The 14982-nt window shown below is 72.3% G+C and carries 15 protein-coding genes and 1 pseudogene; 12 read left to right on the top strand and 4 right to left on the bottom strand.

Annotation, left to right across the window (positions count from 1 at the left end; genetic code table 11):
* Positions 1-86: 86 nt before the first annotated feature.
* Positions 87-605, bottom strand: coding sequence for an HAD domain-containing protein (locus tag AB0F18_RS34320; RefSeq protein ID WP_362067817.1), 519 nt, complete (start codon positions 603-605; stop codon positions 87-89).
* A 90-nt stretch (positions 606-695) separates the two neighbouring features.
* Between AB0F18_RS34320 and AB0F18_RS34325 the strand changes: the two genes are divergently transcribed.
* The 3 genes from AB0F18_RS34325 to AB0F18_RS34335 all read left to right on the top strand — a co-directional run bounded on the left by AB0F18_RS34325 (position 696) and on the right by AB0F18_RS34335 (position 4333).
* The gene (locus AB0F18_RS34325) at positions 696-1244 is read left to right on the top strand and encodes a helix-turn-helix domain-containing protein (protein ID WP_362067820.1); all 549 of its coding nucleotides are present in this window, start codon (positions 696-698) and stop codon (positions 1242-1244) included.
* Positions 1244-2788, top strand: a complete 1545-nt coding sequence (locus AB0F18_RS34330; protein ID WP_362067823.1) for an MFS transporter — start codon at positions 1244-1246, stop codon at positions 2786-2788. Before AB0F18_RS34325 ends, AB0F18_RS34330 begins: the two co-directional genes overlap by 1 nt.
* 69 nt (positions 2789-2857) lie before the next feature.
* Positions 2858-4333, top strand: coding sequence for a membrane-associated oxidoreductase (locus AB0F18_RS34335; protein ID WP_362067826.1), 1476 nt, complete (start codon positions 2858-2860; stop codon positions 4331-4333).
* 9 nt (positions 4334-4342) lie between these two features.
* On the opposite strand, the gene AB0F18_RS34340 is transcribed toward AB0F18_RS34335, so the two are convergent.
* A complete protein-coding gene (locus AB0F18_RS34340; RefSeq protein ID WP_362067828.1) occupies positions 4343-4972 on the bottom strand; it encodes a lysophospholipid acyltransferase family protein in 630 nt (209 codons plus the stop codon).
* A 292-nt stretch (positions 4973-5264) separates the two neighbouring features.
* On the opposite strand from AB0F18_RS34340, the gene AB0F18_RS34345 reads away from it, so the two are divergent.
* The 3 genes from AB0F18_RS34345 to AB0F18_RS34355 all read left to right on the top strand — a co-directional run bounded on the left by AB0F18_RS34345 (position 5265) and on the right by AB0F18_RS34355 (position 7560).
* Positions 5265-6422 (top strand): glycerophosphodiester phosphodiesterase, encoded by a 1158-nt coding sequence (locus AB0F18_RS34345; RefSeq protein ID WP_362067831.1) that lies wholly within the window; start codon positions 5265-5267, stop codon positions 6420-6422.
* Positions 6423-6495: 73 nt separating this feature from the next.
* Positions 6496-7020, top strand: coding sequence for a sigma-70 family RNA polymerase sigma factor (locus AB0F18_RS34350; RefSeq protein ID WP_362067834.1), 525 nt, complete (start codon positions 6496-6498; stop codon positions 7018-7020).
* A gap of 36 nt (positions 7021-7056) precedes the next feature.
* Entirely contained in the window at positions 7057-7560 is a 504-nt protein-coding gene (locus AB0F18_RS34355; protein WP_362067855.1) for a GNAT family N-acetyltransferase, read from the top strand.
* 28 nt (positions 7561-7588) lie between these two features.
* Here the strand turns inward: AB0F18_RS34355 and AB0F18_RS34360 are convergent, their stop codons facing one another.
* Together AB0F18_RS34360 and AB0F18_RS34365 are read right to left on the bottom strand one after the other, a co-directional pair.
* Positions 7589-8005, bottom strand: coding sequence for a hypothetical protein (locus AB0F18_RS34360; protein WP_362067837.1), 417 nt, complete (start codon positions 8003-8005; stop codon positions 7589-7591).
* Positions 7998-8366, bottom strand: a complete 369-nt coding sequence (locus tag AB0F18_RS34365; RefSeq protein ID WP_362067840.1) for a hypothetical protein — start codon at positions 8364-8366, stop codon at positions 7998-8000. The genes AB0F18_RS34360 and AB0F18_RS34365 overlap by 8 nt, the downstream gene beginning before the upstream one ends.
* 585 nt (positions 8367-8951) lie before the next feature.
* Here AB0F18_RS34365 and AB0F18_RS34370 point away from each other — a divergent pair.
* The 6 genes and pseudogenes from AB0F18_RS34370 to AB0F18_RS34395 all read left to right on the top strand — a co-directional run.
* Positions 8952-10019: an ATP-binding cassette domain-containing protein gene (locus AB0F18_RS34370; RefSeq protein ID WP_362067843.1), complete on the top strand. Its 1068-nt coding sequence runs from the start codon at positions 8952-8954 to the stop codon at positions 10017-10019.
* A complete protein-coding gene (locus AB0F18_RS34375) occupies positions 10016-10684 on the top strand; it encodes a methionine ABC transporter permease (RefSeq protein WP_042812822.1) in 669 nt (222 codons plus the stop codon). Before AB0F18_RS34370 ends, AB0F18_RS34375 begins: the two co-directional genes overlap by 4 nt.
* Positions 10685-10799: 115 nt before the next feature.
* Complete coding sequence (locus tag AB0F18_RS34380) at positions 10800-11663, top strand: MetQ/NlpA family ABC transporter substrate-binding protein (protein ID WP_362067846.1); 864 nt, start codon at positions 10800-10802, stop codon at positions 11661-11663.
* 190 nt (positions 11664-11853) lie between these two features.
* Positions 11854-12561, top strand: coding sequence for a GNAT family N-acetyltransferase (locus AB0F18_RS34385; RefSeq protein ID WP_362067849.1), 708 nt, complete (start codon positions 11854-11856; stop codon positions 12559-12561).
* Between the two features lie 60 nt (positions 12562-12621).
* Positions 12622-13836, top strand: a complete 1215-nt coding sequence (gene cbiE / locus AB0F18_RS34390; RefSeq protein ID WP_362067852.1) for a precorrin-6y C5,15-methyltransferase (decarboxylating) subunit CbiE — start codon at positions 12622-12624, stop codon at positions 13834-13836.
* A gap of 245 nt (positions 13837-14081) precedes the next feature.
* Positions 14082-14982, top strand: a pseudogene (locus AB0F18_RS34395) (hypothetical protein); the annotation flags it as partial.

Genomic DNA, 14982 nt, shown 5'->3' on the forward strand with positions numbered 1-14982 from the left:
GGCTTACCAACTCCCTTTTCCTCCGGCGCGGGGTGGGGGGTCCGGGCCCCCGGGGGCCCCTACCCGCCCCTCCGGCGCGTCCGGGGTCAGCCGCCGGTCCGGCCGCCGCCGGCCCAGTCCGCCAGCGCGTCGAAGTCCGGCCGGGTCAGGCCGATCCGTTCGTCGACGTGCACGAGCAGCGCGTGCGCGGTGTGGCGCTGCTCGACGTACTCGCGGTCCATGGCCGTGATGTCGTCGTCGATCCAGGCGAAGGGCCGGGCGCCCGCGTACTCCAGGATGTACTGCGTCTTCCAGAAGGTGCCGCGCGGCGCCCGGCCGTGCATCACCGGCCAGTCGATGAACGGCAGCCGGGGCAGGCCCAGGTGCGGGCCTATCCAGTCGTTGGCCTCGTCCTTCCAGGTGGTGGCCCAGACCAGCTCGTACGCGTCCGCCAGCGCGAGCAGCTCGGCCCCGTGGCCGGGGTTGAGCCAGACCCGCAGTGGCTTGCCGTCCGTGAAGCCCGTGGGGCGCATCCGGTGGGTGGTGTACCCCTCCGGACGGCGCTCGGGCTTGGCCCCGTACGGGTTCAGCGGGCCGTCGACGTCGATCAGCAGCAGTGGCTTCATGCGCTCAGGTTTCCTCTCCGGCTGCCCCCTCGGCAGCCTGTTTTCCTCGCGAGTGAGACATTGATGTCTCATTTGGGGTAACGTTGTCTCATGGCCATGGATCGTGACCAGGTGCTCCGCGACGCGGCGGCCCTGCTCTCCCGCAAATCGACCGCGACGATGGACGAGGTGGCCCGCGCCGCCGGAATCGGCCGGGCGACCCTCCACCGGCACTTCGCCGGGCGCGACGCCCTCGTACGGGCCCTGGAGGACCTCGGCATCCGCCGGTTCGAGATCGCCTTCGACCGGGCCCGCCTCGACGAGGGCACGGCCGTGGAGGCCCTGCGCCGCCTCGTCGCCGAGACCGAGCCCGACGCCCAGCTGCTGGCCTTCCTCGTCACCGAGAACCAGCTCTTCGAGGGCGACCAGGTCAACGAGGGCTGGGCCCGCCTCGACGCGCGCGTCGGCGCGCTCTTCCGGCGCGGCCAGCAGGAGGGCGACATCCGGATCGACCTGAGCCCGGCCTGGCTCACCGAGGCCCTCTACGGCCTCATCGGCACCTGCGCCTGGGCCGTCATGGACGGCCGGGTCGCGGCCAAGGACTTCCAATACATGATCACCGAGTTGCTGCTCGGTGGCGCACGACGGAGCGTGGAGTGATGACCAGAACCGAACAGCTGAACCGGCAGGCGGGGGCGGAGGGGAGGAGCCGCGGACGCTGGCTCGCCCTCTCGGTGCTCGTCCTGGCCGTCCTGCTGGTCGCGGTCGACGCCACCGTACTCGGCCTCGCCACGCCCTCCCTCAGCGAGGACCTCAAGCCGTCCGGCACCCAGCTGCTGTGGATCGGCGACATCTACTCCTTCGTCATCGCCGGCCTGCTCGTCTCCATGGGCTCCCTCGGCGACCGCATGGGCCGCAAGAAGCTGCTGCTGCTCGGCGCCACCGCCTTCGGGGCCGTCTCCGTCCTCAACGCCTACGCCACCAGCCCCGAGATGATGATCGCGGCCCGGGCGCTGCTCGGCGTCGCCGGCGCGACCCTGATGCCGTCCACCCTCGCGCTGATCCGCAACATCTTCCACGACCCCAAGGAGCGCAGCCTCGCCATCGGCATCTGGGGCGCCACCGCCTCCGCCGGCGCGGCCGTCGGACCGGTCGTCGGCGGGGCCCTGCTCCAGCACTTCTGGTGGGGCTCGGTCTTCCTCATCAACCTGCCCGTGATGGCCGTCCTGGTCGTCGTCGGCGTCAGGCTGCTGCCCGAGTCCAAGAACCCGGTGGCGGGCCCCTGGGACCTGTTCAGCGTCGGCCTCTCCCTGGTCGGCGTCATCGGCGTGGTCTACGCGGTCAAGGAAGCCGCCACCCACGGCCCGACCTGGGGCGTCTGGGCCGCCGCCGTCATCGGCGCCGGCTGCCTGTACGCGTTCGTGCGCCGCCAGTTCACCCTGCCCTCGCCGCTGCTCGACATGCGGCTCTTCAAGCACCGCGGCTTCTCCGGCGCGGTCCTCGCCGACCTGCTGACCGTCTTCGGCCTCTCCGGGCTGGTCTTCTTCCTCTCCCAGTTCCTCCAGCTGGTCCAGGGCCGCGACCCCCTGGAGGCGGGTCTGGCCGAGCTCCCCGCCGCCGCCGGCGCGGTCGTCACCGGTCTGGTCGCCGGCCGGTACGCCCGCCGGTACTCGGTCCGGGCCATCGTGGCCGGCGGTCTCGCCGCCAGCGGCCTGGCCCTGGCCGCCCTCACCCTGATCCACCGGGACAGCGGCTACCCGCTGCTCGGCGCGTCCCTGCTCGTCGTCGGCCTCGGCGCCGGGTTCTCCTTCACCGTCACCGCCGACGTGATCCTCTCCAGCGTGCCCAAGGAGCAGGCCGGTTCGGCCTCGGCCGTCTCCGAGACCGCGTACGAACTGGGCGCCGCCCTCGGCATCGCCCTGCTCGGCTCCATCGTCACCGGCGTCTACCAGGGCTTCACCGCACCGGCCCCGGTCCCCGCCCCGGTGGCCGAGGCGGCCCACGAGTCCCTCGGCGGAGCCGTCGAAGCCGCCCGGACCCTGGACCCGCAGACCGCCCGGACCATGGTCGGCGCGGCCCAGGACGCCTTCGTGGACGGGCTGCGGCTCGCCTCCGGCGTCGGCGCGGCCGTCCTGCTGGCCACCGCCGCGGTCGCCTGGTTCCTCCTGAAGGGGCAGGAGCTCCAGGACGGCGTCGAGCACTGACGTTACGCCAGGTGAGGGTGTCCCGCACGGAGTTGACAGCCCGTCGGCGAGCGGGACACCATCCCGGCGATGGAGATCACCGACCTGACCCCCGCCGAACGCCGCGTATGGGACGCCTTCCCGCGCGGCGAGGGCGTCGACTTCCGCGAGGGCCCCGACGAGTCCTCCGAGGACGGCGCCTCCTGGGGCCCGGAGCGCACCGTACGCGCCGAAGTACTGCGGACCCTGCTGGTCGGCGGCCCGAGCGAACACGGCCGGGTACCGGGGCTCAAGCTGTACGGCGCCCGGATCAGCGGCAAGCTCGACCTCAAGTACGCGGTCGTGGACCATCCCATCCGGATGCGCTCCTGCTGGTTCGAACGCAAGCCCATGATGTACGGGGCCCAGCTGCGCGCCGTCGTCCTCGGCGACTCCACCCTGCCCGGCCTGACCGCGGCGACCGTCCGCGTGGACGTCGTCCTGCGGCTCTCCCGCTGCACCATCGACGGCCCCGTCCGGCTGGCCGGCGCCCGGATCAACGGCGGTCTCTTCCTCCAGGGGGCGGTGATCCGCCCCGGCAGCCTGCCCGACGAGGCCGGTGAACCCCCGCTCCAGCTCAACCACGCCGAAATAAGCACCGACATCATCGCCGACCGGCTCACCGTCCACGGCCAGCTCCGCATCAACGGCGCCACGATCGCCGGCCAGCTCAACCTCGACCGGGCCAGGCTCATCAACCCCGGCGGGATCGCCCTCCACGCCGAGACCCTCTCCGTCGGCACCGACCTGCGCGGCAGCCGGCTGGAGGCGGAGGGGATGGTCAACCTCACCGGCGCCCGGATCCCCGGTCAGCTGTACCTCGCCCGCGCCCGGATGGCCAATCCGGACGGGGTGGCCCTGCGCGCCAGCAGCTGCTCGATCGGCGAGTTCTGGCTCCGCAAGTGCCCGCCCGTCGACGGCATCGTCAACCTGCGCCGCAGCCAGCTCGACATGCTCTACGCCGAACCCGGCACCTGGCCGCCCGTGGTCCGCACCGAGGGGCTCAGCTACCGGGTGCTGCACCCCCACCTGCCCGCCGAGGAGCGGCTGCCGCTCCTGGAACGCGAGGAGAACGGCTACCTCCCGTACTCCTACGAGCAGCTCGCCGCCGCCTACCGCACGGTCGGGGACGAAGCCGGTGCCCGCACCGTCCAGCTCGCCAAGCTCCGCCGCCATCGGCACACGCTGCCCCGCCACACCCGGCTCTGGGGACTCCTCCAGGACGTCACCGTCGGCTACGGGTTCCGGCCGCTGCGCGCGGCGGGCTGGCTCCTGCTGCTGGTCCTGACGGGCTGGATCGCATACGGGCTGCACCACCCGAGGCCGCTGAAGCCGGGGGAGGCCCCCGACTTCAACCCGGTCTTCTACACGATCGACCTGCTGCTGCCGATCATCGGCTTCGGCCAGGAGGAGGCCTTCGCGCCGAGCGGCTGGTACCAGTGGCTGTCGTACCTGCTGATCGTGACCGGCTGGATCCTCGCCACCACGACGGCGGCGGGCGTCAGCCGGTCACTCCAGCGCCAGTAGGGCGGCGGCTCAGGCGGCCTTCGCCTTGGTCGCGTACATGTCCACGTACTCCTGGCCCGACAGGCGCATGACCTCGGCCATCACCGAGTCGGTGACGGCGCGCAGCACGTACCGGTCGCGGTCCATGCCCTCGTAGCGGGAGAACTCCATCGGCTCGCCGAAGCGGATGGTGACCCGGCCCGGGCGGGGCATGCCCTTGCCGCCGGGCTGGAGCTTGTCCGTGCCGATCATCGCGAACGGGACCACGGGGGCGCCCGTCATCAGGGTCAGGCGGGCGATGCCGGTACGGCCGCGGTAGAGCCGGCCGTCGGGGGAGCGGGTGCCCTCGGGGTAGATCCCGAAGATCTTGCCCTCCTCCAGGATCCGGCGGCCCGTCATCAGCGCGGCGACGCCTCCGTTCGCGCCGTCCCGGTCCACCGGGATCATGCCGGCGCCGGTGAAGAACCACGCCATCAGTCGGCCCTTGAGGCCCTTGCCCGTCACGTACTCGTCCTTGCCGATGAAGTGGACCGTGCGGTCGCACACCAGCGGCAGGATCATCGAGTCGATGAAGGTCAGGTGATTGCCCGCCAGGATCACCGGGCCGGTGCCCGGAATGTTCTCCAGCCCCTCCACCCTGGTGCGGAACATCAGGCGCATGGCCGATCCGACAGTGGCTTTGATGAGCGCGGTACGGAACAACGTGAGCCCTCCGGCATCGAAAAGCGGTTTTCGCACCACACGGCGGTAGTGCAGGTGAGGACGATACTCGCGGGTCACCCCTGATCGCACATCGGGTTCACGAGGTGGATACGCAGTGTTGACGTGTGTTTCCGCCATGTTCCGCGCGACCCAACCCGCCCGCCATCCCCCTTGCCTACCATCGGCTCGCCGATTTCCAAAAGAAGCCGGGCGATTTCCAAACGATTCCGAACAAGGAGTGGCACTGATGATGCAAGGTCGGACAGCCCGGCGCACCGTCCTGGGAGCCGCGGTCCTCGCGGCCGGAACCGGAATCAGCACGCTCGCCGCGGGCACCGCCTCCGCGAGCGAGGCCGGGCACGGCGAGGGCGGCTACCGCGACCTGCCCGTCCCCCTCGTCATCGGCCACCGGGGCTCCAGCGGCTACCGCCCCGAGCACACCCTCGGCTCCTACCAGCTCGCACTCGACCTCGGCGCCGACGTCATCGAACAGGACCTCGTCCCCACCAAGGACGGCCACCTGGTGTGCCGCCACGAGAACGAGATCGGCGGCACCACCGACGTCGCCGACCACCCCGGCTTCGCCGGCCGGCGCACCACCAAGACCGTCGACGGGGTCTCCGTCACGGGCTGGTTCACCGAGGACTTCACCCTCGCCGAGCTGCGGACCCTGCGCGCCAAGGAACGCATTCCGGCCATCCGCCAGCGCAACACCCTCTACGACGGCCGCTGGCCCGTACCCACCTTCGAAGAGGTGCTGCGCTGGGCCGACCGCGAGGGCAAGCGGCGCGGCAAGCGGGTCTGGCTGCACGTCGAGACCAAGCACCCCACCTACTTCCGCGGCCTCGGCCTCGGCCTGGAGGAGCCCCTCGCCGCCCTGCTGCGCCGCTACGGCCGCGACGGCCGGAACGCCGCCGTCTTCCTCCAGTCCTTCGAGCCCTCCAGCATCCAGCGGCTCTCCCGGCTGGTGTCCGCCCCGCGCGTCGTCCTGCTCTCCGGCGCGAACACCCGCCCCTGGGACTTCGAGGTGGCCAAGGACCCGCGCACGGTCGCCGACCTGGTCAAGCCCGAGGGCCTGAAGTGGATCGCCGGCTTCGCCCAGGGCATCGGCCCCACCCTGGACCTCATCGTCCCGCGCGACGCGGACGGCAAGCTCGGCACGCCCACCACCCTGGTGCGCGACGCCCACGCCCGCGGCCTGGTCCTGCACCCCTACACGGCCCGCAACGAGAACGCCTTCCTGCCGGCCGAATACCGGAAGGGCACCGACCCGAACGCCTACGGGGACGCCTTCGGCGCCTTCAAGCGCTACTTCGAGCTGGGCATCGACGCCATCTTCACCGACAACCCCGACACCGGACTCCTCGCCGCCGAGGCCTTCCGTCCCGGACGCGGCGTCAACCGCTAGCCCCCCGGCCACGTAAGGGTGGGCCGGGTCCGGCGGGGAAACCGCCCGGCCCGGCCCCCGCGTCCCGCCCGGCATGGACCTGCGACGCGAACCGGAACTGATCGAGGAGCTGGGCCCGCTGCTGTCGGCCGAGGCGGCAGCGGAGGCCCCCGCCGCCGGGGTGGACGCCGCCGACCTGGAACAGGCCGTCTGGGTAAGGCTGCTGGAGCAGGGCCCGCACGGCCCCGGACCCTCCGGCCGGGCCCGCTGGCTGAGGCGGGCGGTGCGCGCCGAGGCCCGGCTCGCCCGCAGGCGGGCACGGCGCGAGATCCCGTACGGGGTCACCCCCGCGGACACGGCCGACGAGCCCGAGGACGCCCTGCTGCACGGGGAGGAGAACCGCGCCCTCCGATCGGCGGTCGCCCGACTGCCGGGACGCTGCCCCGAGCTGATGGGCGCACTTCTTTCGCCCCGAGACCTCACATACCGTGAAATCGCAGGAGAGTTGGGTATCTCACAAGGAAGTTTGGGGCCCGTTCGTTCCCGTTGCCTGGGATGTCTGCGCAGAATGCTCGCTGGAGAGGTTGCGGCTCCTGCCCCTTGGGGAAAGGAGCGGTAGACCAGAGAGCTACCGGTGAGCGGGAGGCATGCGCACATGGGCATGAGCGTGACCATTTCGGCGGCGGCCGCCGAAGACGCCGAGCAGATCTTCAAGCTGCAGTACCTGGCGTTCCAGCGGGAGGCCGAGCTGTACGGCAACTACCTCATCCAGCCCCTCACCCAGTCCCTGGACTCCCTGAAGGCGGAGCTGGCCACGGACACCGTCCTGGTGGCCCGGCTCGGCGACGAGGTGGTCGGCGCGGTGCGCGGAAGCGTCGGCGAGGACGGCACGGCCAGCATCGCCAAGCTGTGCGTACACCCCCGCCTCCAGGGTCACGGCCTCGGCGCCCGGCTGCTGCGCGCGGTGGAGGAGGCCCTCGCGGGCGGCGGCGGCACCCGCTTCCGGCTGCACACCGGCCACAAGAGCGAGTCGAACCTGCGGCTCTACCGCAAGGCCGGCTACGCGAAGGTCGGCAACCGCACCGCCTCCGACGGCGTGCACCTGGTGATCCTGGAGAAGGACGCCGTGGTCCCCGCCGACTTCACCGTCAGCGCCTGAGCGGCGCCCCGGCCCGCCCCCGCCCGTCCTAGCGCTTCGCGCGCAGCCAGAGCATCCCGGTGACCGGCAGGATCACCGGGATGAACAGGTAGCCCATCCCGAAGCCCGACCACACCGTGGTGTCGGGGAAGGCCTCGGGCCGGACCAGGGTCCAGGTGCCCACGGCCAGCACGCCCGCGAGCTCGGCGCCGCAGCACACCAGTGCCGCCCGCCGGGCCCGGTCGCCGCCGCGCACCAGCGAGTACGTGATGAAGGCGTAGACCAGCGCGGCCGCCGCCGACAGGGAGTAGGCCAGCGGCGCCCGGTCGAACTCGGTGGAGATCTGGAAGGCCGAGCGCGAGACCGCCCCGACCACCATCACCCCGTAGAGCCACACCAGCAGCAGTCCCGGCCCGGAGACCAGCCGCTTGCGGGCTTCCGGCGAGGCGGTCGTCGTGTCAGGCACCGGCGGATCCCCAGATGTCGTAGAGGCGCACTTCGAGCACGGCGAGGACGACCGCGCCCGCGGCCACCGTCACCGAACCCCACTTCGTGCGCTCGGTCAGCGAGAGCAGCCCGGCGGCCGGGACCGCCGCGAAGGCGCCCACCAGGTAGGCCACGAAGAGCACCGCGCCCTGCTCGGGCTTCTCGCCCCGGCCCAGCTGGACCAGGCCGACCACCAGCTGGGCCAGGGCCAGCAGGGTCACCACGGCCATGCCGATGAAGTGCCAGTCCTTGGTCGGCTGGTCCCGCCATACGGCGTGACCGCACCAGGCGGCGAGGGCGAGGGCGGCCACGCCGAGGGCGGCCGTCAGGGCGTCGAGCATGCAGTGAGCGTATTACGGGGGCCAAGATCGGCTGCGCAGGGGGCGCCGGCCGGGAGCCGGCGGGGCGCCGGCCGTGGCCTTGGCCACAACGGGCGCCCCCGCCCCGGCCCCGCGCGGACCCGGGCCCGGAACCCGCCAGGCCGTGCCGGCACTGGTCAGGGGCGCTCGCGGACCGCCCCGGACGGGGTACCGGAGACGGCCGCCCTCGTCCGGAATGCGATCGGAATCCGTCCGCTATCCGGACAGCATTGATCGGTGAACCGTCATGTCTGCTTTACTGGGGCCCATGACCACGACGAGCAGCCGCACCCTTGCGACCGAGGCGACGATGACGCCCGGTGCTCGTTGTATGTGTCGAATGTGCGCCTTCTGAGGGCCCCTTCCCCCGCGGTCTCGCGCCCCGAAGCGAGACGAGGCGAGCCACTCCGCCGTCCAGGTCACCGCTGACCTCCGGCCCGGACCCGCTCCAGCCCCGCGCACGCGTCGACACGCTTCCTTTGTGACGGTTCGACCCGTATCGCGTCCCCAGATGTTTGCCCCGTGCACGGTCCCGCACGCCGTGCACTCGACAGCGACGGAATTCCTGTGATCACCACATCGGGCCTCACGAAGGTCTACCAGTCCCGTGGCCGCGAGGTCACCGCCCTGGACGGCGTCGACCTACACGTCCGCGAGGGCGAGGTCTACGGAGTCATCGGCCAGAGCGGCGCCGGCAAGTCCTCCCTCATCCGCTGCGTGAACCTGCTCGAACGCCCCACCACCGGCACCGTGACCGTCGACGGCGTCGAGCTCACCGCCCTCGCCGGCCGCGGCCGGCGCGCCGGCAAGGAGCTCCGCGAGGCCCGCAGCCGCATCGGCATGGTCTTCCAGCACTTCAACCTGCTGTCCTCGCGCACCGTCCAGGCCAACATCGAGCTCCCCCTGGAGATCCTCGGCGTCGACCGCCGCGAGCGCGCCCGCAAGGCCCTGGAACTCCTCGACCTCGTCGGCCTCGCCGACAAGGCCAAGGCCTACCCCACCCAGCTCTCCGGCGGCCAGAAGCAGCGCGTCGGCATCGCCCGCGCCCTGGCCGGCGACCCCAAGGTGCTCCTCTCCGACGAGGCCACCAGCGCCCTGGACCCCGAGACCACCCGCTCCATCCTCCAGCTCCTGCGCGACCTCAACCGCCAGCTCGGCCTCACCGTCCTGCTCATCACGCACGAGATGGACGTCGTCAAGAGCATCTGCGACTCCGCCGCCCTGATGAAGAAGGGCCGGATCATCGAGTCCGGCACCGTCGCCGAGCTGCTCGCCACCCCCGGCTCCGAGCTCGCCGCCGAACTCTTCCCCGTCAGCGGCGCCGCCACCGGCCCCGAGCACACCGTCGTCGACGTCACCTTCCACGGAGAGGCCGCCACCCAGCCGGTCATCTCCCAGCTGGCCCGCACGTACAACATCGACATCTCGATCCTCGGCGCCGCGATGGACACCGTCGCCGGACGCCAGATCGGCCGCATGCGCATCGAGCTGCCCGGCCGCTACGAGGACAACGTCGTACCCGTCGGCTTCCTGCGCGAGCAGGGCCTCCAGGTCGACGTGGTCGACGGAGCCGACGCCACGACAGACGAGATCGACGACGAACTGGCCACACTGGTCAAGGACGGTGCCAAGTGACCTGGTCCGAGATGCAGCCCCTGCTCACCCAGGGCACCTACGACACCCTCTACATGGTCCTGTGGTCCACCCTGGTGACCGTCCTCGGCGGACTGCCCCTCGGCATCCTCCTCGTCCTCACCGACAAGGGCGGCCTCCTGCGGAACCAGCCGCTCAACAAGGCCCTCGGCGTGATCGTGAACATAGGCCGCTCGCTGCCGTTCATCATCCTGCTGATCGCCCTGATCCCGGTCACCACGGCCGTCGTCGGCACCTTCATCGGCCCCACCGCCATGATCGTCCCGCTCGCCATCGGCGCCATCCCCTTCTTCGCCCGGCTCGTCGAGACGGCCGTCCGCGAGGTCGACCACGGCCTGATCGAGGCCGTCGAGTCCATGGGCGGCGGCATCCCGACCCTCGTCGGCAAGGTCCTGCTCCCGCAGGCCCTGCCCTCCCTGGTCGCCGCCGTCACCACCACCGTGATCACCCTCGTCGGCTACTCCGCCATGGCCGGCGCCGTCGGCGGCGAAGGACTCGGCTCCAAGGCCATCACCTACGGCTTCCAGCGCTTCGAGACCGGCTTCATGGTCGCCACCGTCGTCGTCCTGATCGCCCTCGTCACGGTGATCCAGCTCATCGGCGACGGCGTGGTGCGCGTCCTCGCACGCCGCGGCCGGACAGCCTGAGCCCGCCCCGGGCCGCCCCTGATCTTCCCCACCCGAGAAAGCCCGCACTTGTCGTGCCTGGGCCACCACCAGCGGGTCCCCATCCCGGACCCGTACCGCAAGAAAGGCACTCTTCGTGCGTAAGAACATCAAGCTCACCGCCTTCGCCGCCGCCACCGCAGCGCTCGCCCTCGGCCTCACCGCCTGCGGCAGCTCCTCGGACCCGTCCTCCACCAAGGCCGACGGCGGCAAGGTCGACGAGAGCAAGCCCCTCGTCATCGCGGCCTCCCCGAGCCCGCACGCCGACATCCTGAACTTCGTCAAGGACAAGCTCGCGGCCAAGGAGGGCCTCAAGCTGGAGGTGAAGGAGTTCACGGACTACGTCCTGCCCAACACCGCCACCGAGCAGGGCCAGGTCGACGGCAACTACTTCCAGCACAAGCCGTACCTCGACGACTTCAACAAGAAGAACGGCACCCACATCGTGCCCGTCGTGAACGTGCACCTGGAGCCCCTCGGCCTCTACTCCAAGAAGGTCAAGGCCCTCACGGACATCAAGCCCGGCCAGACCGTCGCCGTACCCAACGACACCACCAACGAGGGCCGCGCCCTCCAGCTGCTCGCCGCGAACAAGCTGATCACCCTCAAGGACGGCGTCGGCACCAGCGCCAAGCTCTCCGACATCACCGACAAGAAGGGCCTGGAGTTCAAGGAGCTGGAGGCCGCCACGGTCCCGCGCGCCCTGAACGACGTCGACGCCGCCGTCATCAACGGCAACTACGCCCTCGAAGCCAACCTCTCGCCCGCCAAGGACGCCCTGGTCCTGGAGAAGGCCGAGGGCAACCCGTACGCCAACTTCCTGGCGGTCAAGGACGGCAAGCAGAACGACCCGCGCATCCAGAAGCTGGCCAAGCTCCTGAACTCCGACGAGGTCAAGAAGTTCATCGAGGAGAAGTACCAGGGCTCGGTCATCCCGGCCTTCGGCACCCCCGCCGCCTGAGGAAACGCCTGATCCACCCCGGATCCCCGGCCCCGCGCACCCTCCCGGGCGCGCGGGGCCGCGGGCTGCCCGCGAGCCGCCCGAGCTCTGCCCGCTTCCGGGCAGCCCGGCCCTGCACATCCCCGGGCCGATGCTGCATGCTGTGGCCTACGACCCGCACAAACGGTCCGCCTCAGGCATGGAGCTGCGCATGACTACCACCTTCCCGGACGTCACCATCAGCACGGACCGGCTGGTGCTGCGCCCCTTCGAGGAGGAGGACGTCACCGCGCTCGCCGAGATGATGAACGACGAGCACGTCACCGCCTGGACCTCGGTCCCGCACCCCTACACCCACGCCGACGCCCACCTCTGGGCCACCGACGTCTCCCACGCCGAACGCACCGAGGGCCGCGGCATCGTCTTCGCCGTCGCCGAGTTCCTCACCCAGCGCCTCGTCGGCAGCGTCCACCTCCGCAACACCAACTGGCGCACCCGCACCACCGAGGTCCGCCACGTCACCGCCCCCTGGGCCCGCGGCGAGGGCTACGCCAGCGAGTCCCTCCTCGCCGTCGCCCGCTGGCTCTTCCGCGAGCAGCAGTTCGAGAGACTCGAACTGCGCACCGCCGCCGGCAACACCGCCTCCCAGCAGGTCGCCCAGAAGATCGGTTGCATCAGTGAAGGCGTCCTGCGCAACGCCTGGACGGTCCGCACCCAGGCCGCCGACGGCAGCTGGAGCGACACCCGCACCGACCTCATCGTCTGGAGCCTGGTCCCCGAGGACCTCGACGACGCCGACGCCTACGACGAGGACTACGGCGGCTACGACACCTACGACAGCCGCGAGGCCCGCGAGGCCCGCGCCGTCCTCCCCGCCCACACCCTCACCGCGGACCGCAACCGACCCGTGACCAGGTAGTCTCGCAGTGCGCGACCCCGACGAAACTTCGCCTGACCCCACCCCAGGAGACTGACGACGATGGCCGACCGGGTCACGGTGATCGGCTGGGACGGCTCCCCCCTGACCGCGGCCGCCCGGTCCGCGCTCTCCGCGGCCACCCTGGTGGCCGGCGCCGCCCACCACCTCGCGCTCCCCGAAGTCCCGCCCGGCGCCGAACGCATCCGCCTCGGCAGCCTCGGCCTCGCCGCCCGCCGCATCGCCGGCCACCGCGGCACCGCCGTCGTCCTCGCCGACGGCGACCCCGGCTTCTTCGGCGTCGTCCGCACCCTGCGCGCCCCCGAACACGGCCTGGAAGTCGAGGTCGTCCCCGCCGTCTCCTCCGTCGCCGCCGCCTTCGCCCGCGCCGGAATGCCCTGGGACGACGCCCAGGTGGTCGTCGCCCACCCGCGCACCCTGCGCCGCGCCGTCAACGTCTGCCGGGCCCGCGGCAAGGTCGCCGTCCTCACCTCGCCCGGCGCCGGCCCCGCCGAACTCGCCCTGCTCCTCGACGGAGTCCACCGCACCTTCGTCATCTGCGAGGCACTCGGCACCGACCGCGAACGCGTCACCGTCCTCACCTCCGACGCCGCCGCCGACCACACCTGGCGCGACCCCAACGTCGTCATCGTCATCGGCGGCGCCGGACACTCCGCCACCGCCGACGCCCCCTGGCTGCTCGGCCAGGGACCCGCACAGAGCCCCGCCGCCGGACGCGGCTGGGCCCGCCCGCTCGCCGGCCCGGACGCGGGGGAGGGGGAGTCGGCCCAGCTGCGCGCCGCCCAGCTCGCCCGCCTCGGCCCCCGCCCCGGAGACCTCGTCTGGGACATCGGCACCGGCCACGGAGCCCTCGCCGTGGACGCCGCCGCCTTCGGCGCCGCCGTCATCGCCGTCGACGCCGACCCGCGCGCCTGCGAACGCGTAACAGCCGCCGCCCGCAAGCGGGGTGTACAGATCCAGGTCGTGGCGGGCCGCGCTCCACACGTGCTGGAGAACCTGCCGGAACCCGATGTCGTACGGGTAGGAGGAGGCGGGGCCGAGGTCGTCGCGGCCGTCGCCGACCGGCGGCCCGAACGGATCGTCAGCCACGCCTCCACGCGCGACCAGGCGGAGGCCATCGGGCGCACGCTCACCGAACACGGGTACGCCGTCGAGTGCGCGCTCCTCCAGTCCGTGGGCCTCGACACCAGGACCTGGGCCGAACAGGAGCGTTCCGTCGTCTTCCTGCTGGCAGCCGAACGCCCCGTGAACCGCTAGCGCGGCGCCCGGGGTAGGCTGGCCGATCGTCGTACCGCCCGGCAGGCGCGCGACGTGGCGCAGTCCACAGGGGACCGTGCCGGTTTCCGGCCGACACGGCGGCCGACGGGCGCGACAATGCTCAGGAGTTGTCGTGCGGGCCGAACGCGAGGTGTCGCGCCGCGCGGCGACCCCGTCCGTCGGGCCGCATGGGCGCCGGGCGACCGAAGAGGCGAAGAGGCAACACCGATGGGCGAGGGGTAAGCATGACTGACACCGGCCAGGTCCCGGGCGAGGGTCACCCGGACAACGCGGGCATGGTGGATCAGCAGGGCGTTCCCGCTCCGGTCCAGCCGCTGCCCCCTCTGCCTCCGATGCCCCCGCAGGCCCCGGCAGGCTACGCCTTCCAGGACCTGGTCGACGACCCCGCCGAGGCCGAGGACGACGAACTGCTGCTGATGCCCAGCGGGCACGGGCAGGGCGGCGCCTGGAGCGACCCGCAGGTGGTCCCGCCGGTCCCGGCCTTCCCCGGCGAGTTCCCCGCCGAGCAGGCCTACACCGAATACCCCCAGCCCCCGGCCGCCGGCTACCCCGAGCAGGGGCACCTCGGCTTCCCGGACCCGGGCTACGCGATGCCGGGCCAGCCCGCACCGGGCCAGCCGATGCAGGGTCAGCCCGTCGAGCCGATGCCGGGTCAGCCCGTCGCCGGCCAGCCGCAGCCCGGGCAGCCGCTCGGGGCAGGGCCCGGCACCGGGTTCCCCGAGGCCGGCTACCCCGACGCCTTCACCGACCCCGCCGTATACAGCGCGGGCGCCCACGAGACCGGCGGCCGTGACTCCGGCTCCCTGGACCTCGGCGGCCTCGTGGTCCCGCAGGCGGCCCCCGCCGCGGCCGCGCAGATGCCGCCCGCCGCGCCCGTGAGCCAGTCCCGCCGGCCCCTGCACATGGGTCCGGCCGTGCCCGACGCCACCGGGGGAGTCGTACGCTCCCTCGCGGACCGGGGTCCCGCCGCCGCGCCGGCCGCGCCCGTCCCCGCGCCCGGGATGCCGGTCGCTCCCGCCGTCGCCGTCGTGCCCGGTCCGGTCGCCGCTCCCGCCGTGGCCGTCGCCCCGGTGGCGGAGGCTGCCCCGGAGCCCGGCCCCGACGCGGCCGCCGCCGCGCCGGAGG

This window comes from Streptomyces sp. NPDC029216, from assembly GCF_040648015.1.
Taxonomy (GTDB): Bacteria; Actinomycetota; Actinomycetes; order Streptomycetales; family Streptomycetaceae; genus Streptomyces.